The following is a 14631-nucleotide window of genomic DNA, read 5'->3' as shown; positions in this document are numbered from 1 at the left end:
TTTCGCATATTTATTCCCATTTTCAGAAAAACAATATGTCTATATACTTAATAATACTGAAAAACCCATGCGTTTCCGCACGGGTTTTTATAGAACTATTGATCTAATTTTAACTTCTTTAATTGTTCAGCTAGTGCGTTATTAATTGGTTCTTCCACTTTCTTTTGTTTCTTCATATATTTAGACACATCGTGCTTACTGGCTTTCTTTTGATTGGATTGAGATTTGCGTTTTTCGAAGACAGACAGCTTTTCTCTATGGCCGCATACACAAGCAAAGATTTTGCCATCGCCTTCTCCGCGCAGCTCGAGCTTTTTATGACAGTTCGGGCAGCGTGCGTTTGTTTTCTTCGCCACATTTTTACGATGGCCGCATTCTCGGTCCTGACAAACGAGCATCGTGCCATGTTTTCCATTCACTTTCAGCATGAGTTTACCGCAGTCTGGACAATGGGTGCCAGTGACATTGTCATGCTTAAAGGTCTGGTTCGTCTGTTTGATTTCAGATACGGCTTGTTTGGCATATGACTTCATTTCACTCATGAATTGAGAAGCCTTCAATTGCCCTTTGGCGATTTTAGAAAGCTTTTGTTCCCATTCCGCTGTTAACGCAGGGGACTTTAAGTCCTCAGGCACTAACGAGAGCAGCTGCTTCCCTTTCGATGTGATGAAAATGTCTTTGCCCTTTTTCTCAATTAAGAAGCTATTGAACAGCTTTTCAATAATATCCGCTCTTGTTGCTACTGTCCCTAGACCACCTGTTTCACCAAGGGTTTTCACTAAGTCCTTTTCCTCGTTCTGCATAAATGCCGCTGGGTTTTCCATAGCAGATAATAGGGTCGCTTCATTAAAACGTGCAGGAGGCTTCGTTTCTCCTCTTGTCTCTTTCAGCTGTCGAACGTCTAGTGACTGTCCTTCTGAAAGCAGCGGCAAATGTTGATCTGCCTCGGCTGATTCCTCTTCTTCATATGAGTCATCGTACACGGCTTTCCAGCCAGCTGCTTGCACGGTTTTCCCTTTTGCTGTGAACGTTTCACTGCCTATTTTGGTGATGACCGTTGTTTCCTCATACTCGAAAGGATTCATGAGTACCGCAAGGAAACGTTTGGCAATGAGGTCATATAATTTACGCTCTTTATCGCTTAATACTCCTGGGTACAGCTCTTCCTCGGTTGGAATAATCGCATGGTGATCTGACACTTTGGCATCATTGACGAAGCCTTTGTGCGCTTTCACACCTGATTGTAAAATCCGGTTCACATGCTGGGCGTACGGTCTGACGTTCATTCCTTTTAAACGATCTTTCAATGTAGGAACGATATCCGCTGAAATAAATCGTGAATCTGTACGTGGATATGTTACGAGCTTATGCTGCTCATACAATCGCTGAAGCGTAGATAATGTTTCTTTGGCTGAAAAACCATAGCGTTTATGTGCATCACGCTGCAATTCAGTCAGATCGTACAGTCCCGGCGCGAAAGCTTTTTTCGCTGTTTTTTTCAACGCATCAACCACTGCTGGTTTTCCTTCGCAGGCTGTCAAGCGTTCTTTGATCACACTCTCTTGGAATGTCCGGTTTTGCTTTGTTTTGGCATCCTGCCATGTCAAAGTCAGTCCATCTACTTGTGCAGTCAATCCATAGAACGGCTTCGGCTGAAATTGCTGAATGTCTTCTTCTCGTTTGGCGATCATGGCGATCGTTGGTGTTTGCACCCGTCCGCAGGAAAGCTGTGCATTGAACTTCGTTGTCAGCGCTCTTGTTGCGTTGATGCCGACAATCCAGTCTGCCTCTGCACGTGCAACGGCTGAGCGATACAGGTTATCGTATTCTTTGCCGTCTTTTAATCGTTTAAAGCCTTCTTGAATGGCTTTGTCCGTGACAGATGAGATCCATAATCGTTTCAAAGGCTTTTTCACATGCGCTTTTTCAAGAATCCATCGAGCGACAAGCTCCCCTTCACGTCCAGCATCTGTTGCGATGACAATGTCTTTGACATCTTTCCTCGCAAGCTGCGCTTTCACTGCTTGGAATTGTTTGCCTGTTTTTTTCATCACCACAAGCTTAAGCGGTTCGGGAATGATTGGTAAATCCTCTAAACGCCAGGATTGAAATTCTTTTCCGTAGCCTTCTGGATCAGCCAGTGTGACCAAATGGCCAAGCGCCCACGTCACAATGTATTGATCTCCTTCTAAAAAGCCATTTCCTTTTTTATGACACTTCAGCACACGTGCAAGATCACGTCCGACTGAAGGTTTCTCTGCTAATACAACTGTTTTTGACACTAGATTTCACATCTCTTTCTTCTATCCATCCTTTTATTATAGCAGACGTGGAGATGCGGTTCTAATGACGGATTATTTCTTCAATCGTGTGATGATTTCGTTTGTGACTTCTTGCGTTTGATAGGCGCCACCGATGTCTGCCGTTAAAAAGCCATCTGCTGTGACTGATTCGATGGTTTCGAGCAGATGTGTGCCCAGTTCTTCCTCTCCGAAATGATCCAGCATGAGTTTAGCGGTCCAGATTTGACCGATTGGGTTGGCGATTCCTTTTCCCGCAATGTCTGGAGCTGATCCGTGTACAGGCTCAAACATGGATGGGTATTTACCATTTACATTAATGTTGGCGGCAGGCGCTACGCCAATACTTCCCATAATGGCGGCCCCAAGGTCTGTCAAAATATCACCAAACAAATTACTGGCCACAATCACATCGAATTTTTCTGGTCTTGTTACAAAGAAAGCTGAGAGCGCGTCAATGTGCTGCGAGTCTGCTTTCACCTCTGGATAATCCTTTGCTACGTCTTGAAACACTTCATCCCAAAAAGGCATGGTATGAACGATCCCATTCGATTTGGTTGCACTCGTCACATGCTTTCGCCTTTTTTCTGCTAATTGAAAGGCAAAACGCATCGCACGCTCTGTCCCTTTTCTTGAGAACACTGCATTTTGAACAGCAAGCTGATCTTCCCCTTGATACATACGGCCTCCAATTTCACTATATTCACCTTCACCGTTTTCTCTGACAACTAGAAGATCGAAATCCTTTGGCTGAGCAAGCGGTGAGCGAATGCCGCTCAGCTGTTTTGCAGGTCTGATGTTTATCACCTGTTCAAATTCCCGCCTAATCTTAATAAGCAGTCCCCAAAGTGATACGTGATCCGGCACTAAATTGGCATCTCCGACAGCCCCTAAGAAAATGCTGTCAAAGGCTTTCAATTGATGTAATCCATCCTTTGGCATCATCTCGCCATGCTCTAAATAATATTCACAGCTCCACGGAAAATCCTGAAAGGTAAAAGACAGACTGCCATGCACTTCTGATACCGCTTTCAATACTCGTATGGCTTCAGGTACAACTTCCTTCCCAACCCCGTCACCTGGTATCGCCGCAATTGAAACATGCTTCATTTATTTCTCCCCCTTTATTGTCGGTCGACCGTCGACCGTTTAAGTTTGAGTTTACTAGAGAGTGCATGTTCTTTCAATGGATAAAGGCGCTTTTTTGATCAAAGCGCCTGTTTATCCTGCAAAAGCATCGAGGGTTTCTCCTTCTTCCTCTTCGTACCTTTTTTATCTGAAAGCAGCAGTCCGCCTAAGGTCAGAGCCGTTCCAAGTACAGACATGAAAGTCAATCTCTCATGAAGAACGATCATTGAAATGACCATCGTAATAATAGGAACGCCATAAATATACACACTCGCTTTCACCACACCGAGCGTTTTCACTGAAAAACTCCATGTGAGAAAACAAATAGCTGATGCGAACAGGCCTAAAAACAATAAGTGAAAGGCAAACGACGGGTTCGTCAATCGCCCCCAGTCTATACGAATTTTAAAGTGCCAGATCAGGGGAAGCATCCAGAGTAAGCCGTAAAAAAAGACACGTCTCGTCACTTGAATGATATGGTATCCATATTGATTGATGATTTTCGATAAAATAGAATAGAAGGCCCAGACAATGGTCGCCGTTAATGCTAGCGCATCACCGATTGGATTCAATTGGAACGTCGTCATTCCATTAAAGCTAATCAGGACAATTCCTGTCATCGCGATGAAAAAGCCTATGAAAAACCGGCGATGCAAAGGCTCATCTTTCAATAAAAAATAAGCCAATAAAAATGAGAAGAATGGTACAACTGAGCTGATGACACCTGCATTCGAAGCAAACGTATAGGTGAGTGCGACATTTTCTAAAAAATAGTATAAGACCACACCACATAAACCTGCGAGCGCAAACATCAATTCATGCTTTTTACGCTGCACCTTCATAGTGACCGGATAGATCATCATCAGAGCGAGATATCCAATAAAAAAGCGAAAAAATAATATTTCTGTTGGAGAAAAAGCCGTTAACAATATTTTGGTTGAGATAAAGGTTGATCCCCATAGAAAAATGGTGAACATGGCCGCTAGATGACCAAGAAGCTGTTTATTTTTCATCTGCTGTTACCTGCTTTGTGAAAATTTGCTGATATTGCCCTGGTGTGAGCCCAATAAATTCTGAAAAGAAATGACTCAAATGACTTTGATCAGAAAAACCGGTGGAGACTGCCGCATCTACAGGCTTCACTCCTTTGGCGAGAAGCTCCTTCGCATAATTCACTCTCACTGTTTGTAAATAACGATACGGCGTGATCCCTCTGTACTTTGTAAAAGCACGCAGAAGTGAGTATTTATTCATGGAGACAAGCTCTCCTAAGTCGTCTAACGATATATTTTCCGTAAGGTGTGTTTCAATATATTGCTGTACGTCTTGGACTTTTTGTTCGGCGGCATGTACTACTGACGCTTTTTCCTCTGATGTATCAGCGTAGGCTTCAATCAGCTGCTTCATAAAGAAATAGAACGTTTCCTGTTTATTCAAAGCTGGGGCTTCTTCTGTCATCATTTGATGAAGATCATATAACGGCTTTGTCAGTTCACTTTGTGAAAACACAGGAGCTTTAAAATGCGGCTTGTGCTGAAACATCTTCTCTATCACATCTGCTTCAATATTTAAACAACGATAATCTAGTGTACTGTGATCAATCTGCTCGCATGCATGATTGTCATATGGATTGAAAAGAAGAATGTCTCCCTTTTCAATGATGTATTCTTTATTTTGGCAAATCAAACTTCTTTGACCATCCTCAATAAATCCAATCACATAGTATGTATGAAAATGATTCGGGAACTTTTGCATGATGCCATGAAAGCGATACGCCTCTATTTGCAAGTCCTGATCAAAATGTACCGTTCGTTCCTCTTGTGTTTTCATGTCGATCCCCTCTTTCACTGAACTGATCATCAGTGTAGCACACCCTTTTTCTCTTGAATTGTACGATATTGACTTTTCCGATGCAGGCTTGCCTAGAGGGAAAAACTTGGATAACATGAGACAAAAGATGATGTGTAAATGAGGGAATGACAGGATGAATTCATTCGAGATGGAAAGACCAGCACCATACCATATGCAATTTTATGAACAGCTGAAGCAAATGATATTTGATGGACAGTTTCAGCCGGGGGAACGCATCAATGAGACACAGCTTGCCAAACAATTTGGTGTAAGCCGATCACCAGTGAGAGAGGCAATGAGACTTTTAGAAAAAGATGAGCTCTTGATCGCTGATCATCGGTCGGGCTACTCTGTCTATACGTTAACGGAAAAAGATGTCGAGGAGCTTTATCAAATTCGGATCGCCCTAGAAACGCTTGCTGTTGAGCTTGCATGCAAGGAAGCCTCGCAAAGAGAGCTGGAGGAAATTGGGCATGTCCTCACGCAGGCAGACGAAGCAATCAAACAGCAGCTGCCATCTAAAGACATCGTCCAGTTACATGAAGCCTTTCATCAAAAAATCATTCTAGCGAGTCACAATCACCGCTTATGTAAACAATTGAATCATGTGAATGCACTCATTCATTTTTGCCGCATCTTTCATTTTAGCGGCGGGGCGCGTGCTGAGACGATTCAAACAGAGCATGCTGCCATTTATTCTGAAATGAAAGAGCGCCGCTCCACAGAAGCCGTCCAAGCGATGACGAATCATTTGTTACATGATGTGATGCACTTAAAGCAAGTACTCTCTGAAACAAACACGGATTAAGTGATTTTTCCTTTTTCCCATTTTTTAAGCATTACATGAACATATTTTGAATTTTTCGTAGATTTTAGCATGTCCGGACGATCTTTCGTTTATATTAGAAGATGAGAAACTAGCTTTTATACAGGAGGATTTGTATATGCATACAAGTATTAGCCGTCTTCGAAAGGCGGGTTTTATTGAGGGTATGTCTCTTTTAACCCTTCTTTTAATTGCCATGCCTCTGAAATATTTTGCGGATATTCCGATGGCAGTCACCATTGTAGGCTCTCTTCATGGCGCATTGTTTGTCATCTATATGCTGATTTTGGCATATGTGACCTTTAAAGTTCGCTGGCATTTGAAATGGTCGATCGCTGGTTTTTTTGCGGCGTTCATTCCTTTCGGCAACTTCGCCTATGATAAGGTGCTCCGCCAGTATGATACAAAAGCTTAATCAAAAAGGGCTAAAACGAAATTCGTTTTAGCCCTTTTTCTACACACTGAAGTATTTTTTAAATCGAGGCATATTTCACTATGGCTGCTTGACGCGTCATTTCGTGATATGCCACCCATAATTCATCACCCGGCAGTACGCTAGTGATTGGATCGATTGGCTGTTTCACTTCATACATCATGCCATCTCGCTCAATCTGAATGATCGCTAGCGGCTGGTTGCCGATGACACCAGCAAATGCGACATGGGTCACTTTTGCACTTCCTTGTTTCTCTTGCATGAGACTGATTTCTTTATCCATCTCTTCTTGTTTTGTCTGCATCGTGATTTGAGTTCCTGGCGCGACCTCCATATGATCAGGGATGAATTGACTGACCGTTTTTGTGATGGACTGATCTCCGCTAGAAACCGTCACATCTAGCATGATAGGCTTCTGACCATGAATCGTGACTGGATATTGCTTCACCCGCTGGATGGTTCCTGTTAATGTCACGTCTTTCCCCGATCGATTCCGCACTTCATGGCCATAGGCTGCCATTTTCAACTGACCGCTAATGTCGACGAGGTCGGCTTTTTCTCCTGTTCTAAATTCAAAACCAGCGGCTTGAATCATCGGAATGGTATACCTTTTCTGATCTGCTTCAAATGTAAGCGATAAGACCGTGCCTCGTCCTACGGTTCCATATGATTCTATATTTCTTAAAACAGCGCCTTTGATGAACTTTGGCTCACTTGTCTGTGAGAAGTCCCCCTCTTTTAAGAGCATCGCCTTTTTCTTCTTCGGATTGTAGAGAATGGCGATACGCTGACCCGGCTGCGGTATTTGGGTGTAGGATACAACCGTTTTAACTGCCTTCTCGATATTTTCCCCATCATATTGAAATTGCAGCTGCATTTTGACAAGCGGCTGTTCGTTGATGTAGGTACCCGTTTCTTTGACAGATACAATATTGGCTTCTAATGTGACACTGTCTTTTATCTTGTTCTTTCTCACCAGTCTCAAAATCGGTGGCAGGAAGATCGCTAGCACAAATAACAGCAGTGGGATAAAGAGCCATATCGCCCAGTTGAGAATGAGTGGTCCGCCTTTCATGACATATTGCATAAAGGTGTCTACAGACGTTTGGTGAGCAGGACTGGCGTTTTCGATTGAGATCATTTTTTTCAAAGGAAATTCCTTTAGCTCTTTGCTCTTCGTCTCAAATGCACCCGTTAATTGATTGTCGATTGAATAATAGATCCAATCGCTTTTCACATTTTTATTGAAAGAGAGTCCTTCTCTTTGTAACGTTTCATATGAAAACGACTGCAAAAGCTTGCTGACGGACGTTGTCTTATTGGTGCGGTGGTTATAAATATAACCAGTCAGCTTGCCTTTTGCTTCGTCCTTTGCTGTAGAGCCTGCAAGAAGAACTTCTTCCTCATTAAGCTGGTAGATAAGGGTTTGATAAATCGGTTTTGGTGTTGGGACGACTTCCCCAAGCCTTCCCTCTGCATTCACTTTCCTTGGTCTTTTTGGATAGTTAGATTCGACAGCGACTGCAAAGTTTTGGGATGTTCCGATCGTTTTTTCCAGCTGTTGCTCCACTTTATCTTCAATGAGGCTAAACGGTTCAGCGTTTTTGGAGACATAGACCCCAAGCTGATTCTTATCGTTTGAGACTCCGCTGACATATGCCTTCTGGTCATTTTTCAAAGTCAATTCAAATATAGGAATAGGCGTCTGTCCTCTAAAGGAATTCATGACAACATCCATAGAGACTGGCCTTGCTGGCAGCTTTAGCTCGCTTAGATTGTGCACATGAAACTGACCATCCTTTAGCTCACCAAGGACTGCAGCGGCGCCTTCCATTTCTCCTGTAAACACAAGCCGTCCATTCCATTGATATGTATTCGTTTTTAAAAACGAGGGTATCTGTAGATTTTGCTTAACGAGCTCTTTCTTTTCTCCGCTTGGCGTTAGTTTCTCGATCAACAGCTGCCCGTCTTTATTTTTTAAAGCAAGTAAGAGATTGTTACCTTGAATGGATGGCAGCATTTCATTAAACGAATCGCTTGCTGTCGTCCATTCACTGATTCTTTTTCCTGATTGAGGATCATACATTTCAAAATGGAGCTGCTGGTCTTTTGATACAGCACTCACCACTCGTTTTCCTTCATCAAATGTAAACATTCGTTTGACGTCATATTCCGTCACTTTCCCTGCTGACAAATCATCTTGGTAATGGTTCCACACCAAGACACTAAGAATGATCGCTGGAATAAAGAAGACAATATATCTGAGGAAAATCACTGGTATTCTTTTCACTTGATCGCTTCCTTTCATGAGGTTCCTTTATCTTATACGTCAGTGCAGCGAGAATGTTTCATGCTAGAAGAATACCCTTTCAGCCTTTAAGTTCCATATTTTACAAACTTGGTTGTTTGCGATAAAATCCAATTAGATTCGAAAAAAAGGATGTTATCACAATGAGTAAGCTATCATCGATCATTCTAGCGGCTTGGCTGCGTGTTCCCCGTTGGTTCAAGCAATGGGTGCTCGTATCCATTTCCATTTTCTTTTTTTATATGTGTTTTGTAAAGGGGCTGACTAGCTGGCATACCTTGCCGCCCATCACTTTACTATCATGTATCATCGGTTCCTTCTTCATTTGGCTGTTATGGCTAAAAGGTCAAAAAAATAAATGAAAGGGGGAAAATCATGAAAGAATCCATTAGTTATTTTGCTATCTCTTTTGTTCTGCAATTGGTTTGGTTTGGCATTGTGCACCCAAATAGAGGCGTGACACTCTTGGACATGTTCATTTTTTCTATTTTGTTTGCGGTGATGTTCTTTTTTATTCAGAAGATTTGGCGTTATCAGAAGAAAGGAAGAAGTGAGTGATCATGAAATGAATCCAATGAAAAAGGCTGCCAAATAGATGGCAGCCTTTTTCTTGCTTTTTTCATGCAAATAAATAATCAATGTGTGATCTCCGTTACGGAGTGTATGAATTAAGATTCGATCATATCAGTGTGTCATATGTGTTCCGAGTGAACCTACGTTTGAAAGTAAACGCCATGGAAGTTCTGGATAACAAGACAACGAAAGCCCTACCTCTCATTCGTCCTTACGGCTCCGAAGCCGTGCCAGTGTGAATTGTAAATCAAAACGTCTTTTTTCCACTCTTCCGCTTTTATAGGGGGCGGGTGCAGAAGGAAAAGAATAAGTTTGTTCGCTTTGACAGCGTCTCGTTCTTATCTAGTAGAAGCTCTATTGCTTCTCATTATGTCATAGAAAAAAGAAAGTTTACTTTCTTTATTTATTTGCTTATTTCAACACTTAATATAAAACTATAACACATCCCCCCATCTTATGCAAGTGTTAAAGTGATAATTCAGCTGGAGTACGGTTTCCTTCATTCATGTAACGAATAGATGTTGGATCAATCTTCAGAATCACTAGGTTCGGATCATCTTTTCCTTTAAACCATTTCTCCATCTCCTCAGACCAAAGGCGGTCGATCAGTTCTGGATCATCGGTTAATGTGGCGGTACCTGCGATTTCTGCATACGTGTCACCGAATCCTTCACCTGAATAACCAATGAGAATATGGACATTCGGGTTTTTTTCAATTTCGTCTGCTTTATGTGTTTCTTTGCTCGTTGGTGTATATAATGTCAGTCCCTCATGGAAAAAAGTCATGTAGCGGGTATGCGGCTTATCCTGTTCAACGGTCGCCAGTGTTCCGACCTTTTGTTCATCTAATAGATTGAGTACCTTTTGTTTTAATTCTTCTTGTGACATATCGTTTCACTCCTTCAAATTTCATCCGTACTCTTAGGTTTCCACGACAATCCATTCATTAAACAAAGAAATGTGTTTTTCATAAAAAGAGATCTTCTGGCTGATGCTATAGAAAACAGGCTCAATGAAGGGAGAAGTTGAACATGCATCATGAAACGATGTTCCATTTAAGTTCACTTGTCATTGCGGCAGTTGTTGTGGGCATTATCGTATGGTCTGTCTCATCTGTGCAGAAAAATCGCAAGAAATACTAAACACACCGCCCAATCAGGTGGGCGGTGCGCTATTGATCATGTATTCATAAAGGAACCGCCGTTGACGTGAAGTGTTTGTCCTGTCATATAAGACGATTCGTCAGAAGCAAGCAGCACATAGCAGCCGACATGTTCTACAGGCTGTCCTGGTCTTCCCATTGGGGTTTCTGCCCCGAAGCTTTCCACACGATCCTCATCAAATGTAGATGGAATGAGCGGCGTCCAAATTGGACCTGGCGCTACTCCGTTCACCCGAATCCCATCCTTCACAAGCGACTGAGCCATAGAACGCGTAAAGCCATTGATGGCGCCTTTTGTCGCCGTATAATCAATCAGCACTTTGTTGCCTCGATATGGGTTAATGGATGTTGTATTAATAATTGTACTTCCTGGTTTTAAGTAATCCAGTGCTTTCTTTGTAAAATAAAAATAGGAATAGAAGTTGGTTCTAAAGGTTTGGTGAAGCTGTTCACTAGATATATCCTGAATCCGTTCTTTCGGATGCTGTTCAGCCGCATTATTCACTAAAATATCTAATTGCCCAAAGGCTTCAACTGTTTTTTCTACCGCTTTCTCGCAAAAGGCTTCGTCACCGACATCTCCTGCAATCGTTAAACATTTGACGCCTTCCTGTTCTACGCGCTTTTGCGTATCCTTTGCATCCTCATGTTCATTTAAGTACACAATGGCGACGTGTGCCCCTTCTTTTGCATAGGCAACAGACACAGCACGTCCAATTCCACTATCTCCGCCTGTAATCAGTGCGACTTTCCCTTTGAGCTTGCCAGACCCTTGATATGATTCATCCTCAAAGATCGGCGCAGGATTCATTTCCCTTTCACTGCCTGGCTGCTGATCCTGTGTTTGGCGCGGAATGCCATTTGTTAAATATTCACGTAAATCCATGTGTAAGCTCCTCCTTGATTTGTTGATGTATCCTTTCATTACCACCTCATTTTTCCACTCAAACATCCTTATGTGGCATAGATGCGTTTTGAAAAACGGCATGTTTCAAGATGGATAAAATCGGTTACATGATCATTAAAAAGGAGCGTTCTCACATGCTGTCAACCATTTCGAAAACCTTTAGCAAACCAAAAGGCTGGCTCGGAAGCATTGCAGGCTTCATTATGGCAAATGAAAATAAAGCACTGAATCAGTCGGCGATCCAGCATTTAGATTTGTCAGATGGTGAAAACATTTTAGAAATAGGCTATGGTCCCGGCTACAGCATCAAGCATATGCTTAAGCATTATGAAGGTCTCCATATAGATGGACTAGATGCTTCCTCCACCATGCAGGAGCAAGCAAAATCCCGCGTCAGCAAACGGTCAAAAGACAAACAAGTCCGGCTGTATGTAGGAAAAATCGAGAAAACACGTTTGCCGGGAGAGCAGTATGACAAAGTACTGTCTGTGAACAACTTTACGATTTGGGATGATCCAAAGACTGGCCTACTCAACCTTTATCACACGTTGAAACCCGGCGGAAAACTCGTCATTGTGATGCAGCCAAGAGAAAAAGGTGCTGATGCGAGCCGGACAAAAGAGATGGGTGAAAACATATTGAATGATTTACAGTTTGCGGGGTTTGACCATTTTTCTGTTGAGTATGAGGAAATTCGTCCAACGCTTGCTGTCTGTGTCACAGCCAAAAAGCCGAGAAGCGAATAAGCTCTCGGCCCAGCGTGTAGACAAACCCTCGCATTCTTTGTCAGGTCTGCGCTTCGGTGCTCACGAATGTCAAATTCGCTCCGCTCCGGTGCTCGCCCTTCCTAGACTGCAAAGGTTTTCTATCACGCTGAAAAGAAGACAAAGGGCTAAAATAAAAATCATTTTAGCCCTTTGTCTACAATCTGAACTGAGAAGCGAATAAGCCCTCGGCTTTTTTCTTACCACTTTACCTCTTTGACAAATTGATAGAACAGCTGATGCAATTTCTGTTCAATGTCTTCCTTTAACCCATGACCATAAAGCGTCATGCTTTCCTCACTTTCAATGATGGATGAACTGATCAGACTAAACATTTCTGACCCTTCCTTGCCTAGCTCTAGCGGCGCCAGCATCATGAGCATTCGTGACATCTGCTGCTGCCCGCCGTCCATGCTTTTGACCTCGTATGCCTGATCAAGATCATAAATATGAAAGATGGGTTCCTTGATGAACGTATGCTTTAAATGAAAAAGAGCAAATTCTGTACCAGGAATCCCTAAACCACCTTGCTGTTCACGTTCTAGTAAACCACTTGCTACCTCATCCGCATGTGTGATAAATCCTTCCTCTTCAAGCTGACGAAGCAGCTGACTGATTGTTGCCTCATGCTGCGGCATCGCCTTTCTATTGTCGATGGTGAAATGGGACAAGATGCTGCGAATCACAGACATGTAATTCGTCACCCGCTCTGCAACCGCCATCATATTAACGGATTCTTGTACCGCTTCTTTGGCAGCTTCTTTCATCCTTTTTTTCTCAATCATATAAGGGATCTTTCGTTTAATATGAGCCTTCACACGCATAGCATCATCCTCGTTTAAGAGCGGACTGACCATGATGTAATCGATATGCTCATATGGGATAGGGACGGTCGAGACAATCATGTCATAGCTTGATGCATCGATTTCTTTTAGCTCCATCAAGGAAGACAGATCGAATTCGGCGATCTCTGGCAATTCTTTTTTTAACCGAGATGCGAGCATTTTAGAGGAACCGATCCCGCTTGAGCACACGACCAATGCATGAATGTTCGTTTCTTCTTTTTTGATCTCAAGCACTGAGCCAAAGTGAAGCACAATAAAGGCGATTTCATCCTCTGGAAATTCGATCTCTGGAAAGAAACGTTCGACTCCTTCTTCAATCGCCATGAAAAGTAAAAAGTAGTCCTTTTTAATTTGTTGTGTAAGTGGATTGTAGATTCTCATCTTTTCCTTTAAACGGTTCATGGCAGGTTCAAGATGAGACACGAGTCCCTCATACAATGAATCATTCTCATTTAAATGATAGCCAGTTTTATTTGAAATAAAATCAATGAGCTTCTTCGTTCTAATCGCGATATCCAGCTCGATTTCATCAATACGGTATTCTGCCCCAAAGCTGCGGTTTGCACTGCGCAGATGGATGGTCATATATCCAACCTCTGCTTCAGGGATTTCGACATTAAACATGCGTTCAAGTGCTCTTGCGATTCGCAGTGATGATTCAAATTCTTTCGTCCGCTTTAGTTCAAGCAGCTCTTCCTCTTCCATTCGAATGGTTTCGCCAAGCTGAATCCGTTCGATAGCATAGGTTAAGTGAACGACAAGCGCAATATAGGCACTATCAGATAAAGAGAGTGACAGTCGATTTTTCAAATGAAAGAGAAGTCTTTCTACCTTGAGCAGCTGCCCTCTGCTGACAACGCCAAACACTTTTTCCGTCGCTTTCGTTCGTTGCTTGATATTCATTTCAATCGTTTCTAAAAATAATTGAATATCGAGCCGGTCGACAATGAGGTTGCCGACAATCTTTCGTTTTGCTTCCTCCGGTCCTTTTAATTCAATGCCATACCCGCGTTTTCGGATCAGCTGCAAACCGTATGGCGCGATCCACTCCGTCAGTTCATCTAAGTCATAGCTGATCGTCGCATTTGTGACCTGCAAATCGGAAGCGAGTGTATATAATTTCACCGGTTCCTTTGCTTCAAGCAGCGCACATAATATTAAGAGCTTCCGTTCATCAGAGCTATATTCAATTTGATCCTCATTTGACATATGAGCAAGAAGCCGCTGTTTATCCTCCCGTTCACCGACTGCCTTCAAGCCTTTCCCCGGCTGTTTATCTAGTGAAAGATCATAATTCTTTAATATGGGTTTAATCGATTTTAGTTCTCTATGAATCGTTCTTGTACTCACCTGAACAGAATCGGCTATCTCACGAATCGTGACATAACGATTTTGCTGAATGATGTATTTGATGATCTTTTGTTCTCGTGCCGTTATGTACATGAAATGCCTCCTTCTGCAAAAATAGGTCTATTGTCGTACCCTAATATAAAACGCTTTCAACAAAAGATGCAATCTTAAGTTGATCTGACTT

Annotated in this window: 13 protein-coding genes; 5 read left to right on the top strand and 8 right to left on the bottom strand. The window is 42.5% G+C overall.

Translation table 11 applies throughout. The annotated features are described in order from the left end of the window. Nucleotides 1-95 precede the first annotated feature (95 nt). The 4 genes from CKW02_RS02375 to CKW02_RS02360 all read right to left on the bottom strand — a co-directional run bounded on the left by CKW02_RS02375 (nucleotide 96) and on the right by CKW02_RS02360 (nucleotide 5258). Complete coding sequence (locus CKW02_RS02375; protein WP_003214040.1) at nucleotides 96-2282, bottom strand: DNA topoisomerase III; 2187 nt, start codon at nucleotides 2280-2282, stop codon at nucleotides 96-98. A 72-nt stretch (nucleotides 2283-2354) separates the two neighbouring features. Then, nucleotides 2355-3410 (bottom strand): tartrate dehydrogenase, encoded by a 1056-nt coding sequence (locus CKW02_RS02370; protein ID WP_003214340.1) that lies wholly within the window; start codon nucleotides 3408-3410, stop codon nucleotides 2355-2357. A gap of 98 nt (nucleotides 3411-3508) precedes the next feature. Continuing rightward, complete coding sequence (locus CKW02_RS02365) at nucleotides 3509-4441, bottom strand: DMT family transporter (RefSeq protein WP_003214411.1); 933 nt, start codon at nucleotides 4439-4441, stop codon at nucleotides 3509-3511. Next, nucleotides 4431-5258 (bottom strand): helix-turn-helix domain-containing protein, encoded by an 828-nt coding sequence (locus tag CKW02_RS02360; protein ID WP_034620221.1) that lies wholly within the window; start codon nucleotides 5256-5258, stop codon nucleotides 4431-4433. Before CKW02_RS02360 ends, CKW02_RS02365 begins: the two co-directional genes overlap by 11 nt. 154 nt (nucleotides 5259-5412) lie before the next feature. Between CKW02_RS02360 and CKW02_RS02355 the strand changes: the two genes are divergently transcribed. Continuing rightward, nucleotides 5413-6087, top strand: coding sequence for a GntR family transcriptional regulator (locus tag CKW02_RS02355; RefSeq protein WP_003214154.1), 675 nt, complete (start codon nucleotides 5413-5415; stop codon nucleotides 6085-6087). 136 nt (nucleotides 6088-6223) lie between these two features. Beyond that, entirely contained in the window at nucleotides 6224-6520 is a 297-nt protein-coding gene (locus CKW02_RS02350) for a DUF3817 domain-containing protein (protein WP_003214125.1), read from the top strand. A gap of 58 nt (nucleotides 6521-6578) precedes the next feature. On the opposite strand, the gene CKW02_RS02345 is transcribed toward CKW02_RS02350, so the two are convergent. Further along, complete coding sequence (locus CKW02_RS02345; protein WP_231953216.1) at nucleotides 6579-8828, bottom strand: hypothetical protein; 2250 nt, start codon at nucleotides 8826-8828, stop codon at nucleotides 6579-6581. A 161-nt stretch (nucleotides 8829-8989) separates the two neighbouring features. On the opposite strand from CKW02_RS02345, the gene CKW02_RS02340 reads away from it, so the two are divergent. After that, on the top strand, nucleotides 8990-9208 hold the full coding sequence (locus CKW02_RS02340; protein ID WP_003214476.1) for a hypothetical protein: 219 nt from the start codon (nucleotides 8990-8992) through the stop codon (nucleotides 9206-9208). Between the two features lie 13 nt (nucleotides 9209-9221). Next, nucleotides 9222-9404 (top strand): hypothetical protein, encoded by a 183-nt coding sequence (locus CKW02_RS02335; protein WP_003214089.1) that lies wholly within the window; start codon nucleotides 9222-9224, stop codon nucleotides 9402-9404. 480 nt (nucleotides 9405-9884) lie between these two features. Here the strand turns inward: CKW02_RS02335 and CKW02_RS02330 are convergent, their stop codons facing one another. Beyond that, on the bottom strand, nucleotides 9885-10307 hold the full coding sequence (locus tag CKW02_RS02330; RefSeq protein ID WP_003213986.1) for a pyridoxamine 5'-phosphate oxidase family protein: 423 nt from the start codon (nucleotides 10305-10307) through the stop codon (nucleotides 9885-9887). A 290-nt stretch (nucleotides 10308-10597) separates the two neighbouring features. Continuing rightward, a complete protein-coding gene (locus tag CKW02_RS02325) occupies nucleotides 10598-11467 on the bottom strand; it encodes an SDR family oxidoreductase (protein WP_003214206.1) in 870 nt (289 codons plus the stop codon). 155 nt (nucleotides 11468-11622) lie between these two features. Here CKW02_RS02325 and CKW02_RS02320 point away from each other — a divergent pair, with 155 nt between their 5' ends. After that, nucleotides 11623-12234, top strand: a complete 612-nt coding sequence (locus tag CKW02_RS02320) for a class I SAM-dependent methyltransferase (protein WP_034620222.1) — start codon at nucleotides 11623-11625, stop codon at nucleotides 12232-12234. Nucleotides 12235-12452: 218 nt separating this feature from the next. Here CKW02_RS02320 and CKW02_RS02310 read toward each other — a convergent pair whose 3' ends face one another. After that, a complete protein-coding gene (locus CKW02_RS02310) occupies nucleotides 12453-14540 on the bottom strand; it encodes a BglG family transcription antiterminator (RefSeq protein ID WP_003214441.1) in 2088 nt (695 codons plus the stop codon). Nucleotides 14541-14631 lie beyond the last annotated feature (91 nt).

It is taken from the genome of Bacillus pumilus, assembly GCF_900186955.1.
GTDB lineage: Bacteria > Bacillota > Bacilli > Bacillales > Bacillaceae > Bacillus > Bacillus pumilus.
This window is presented reverse-complemented; position numbering and strand designations above follow the sequence as displayed.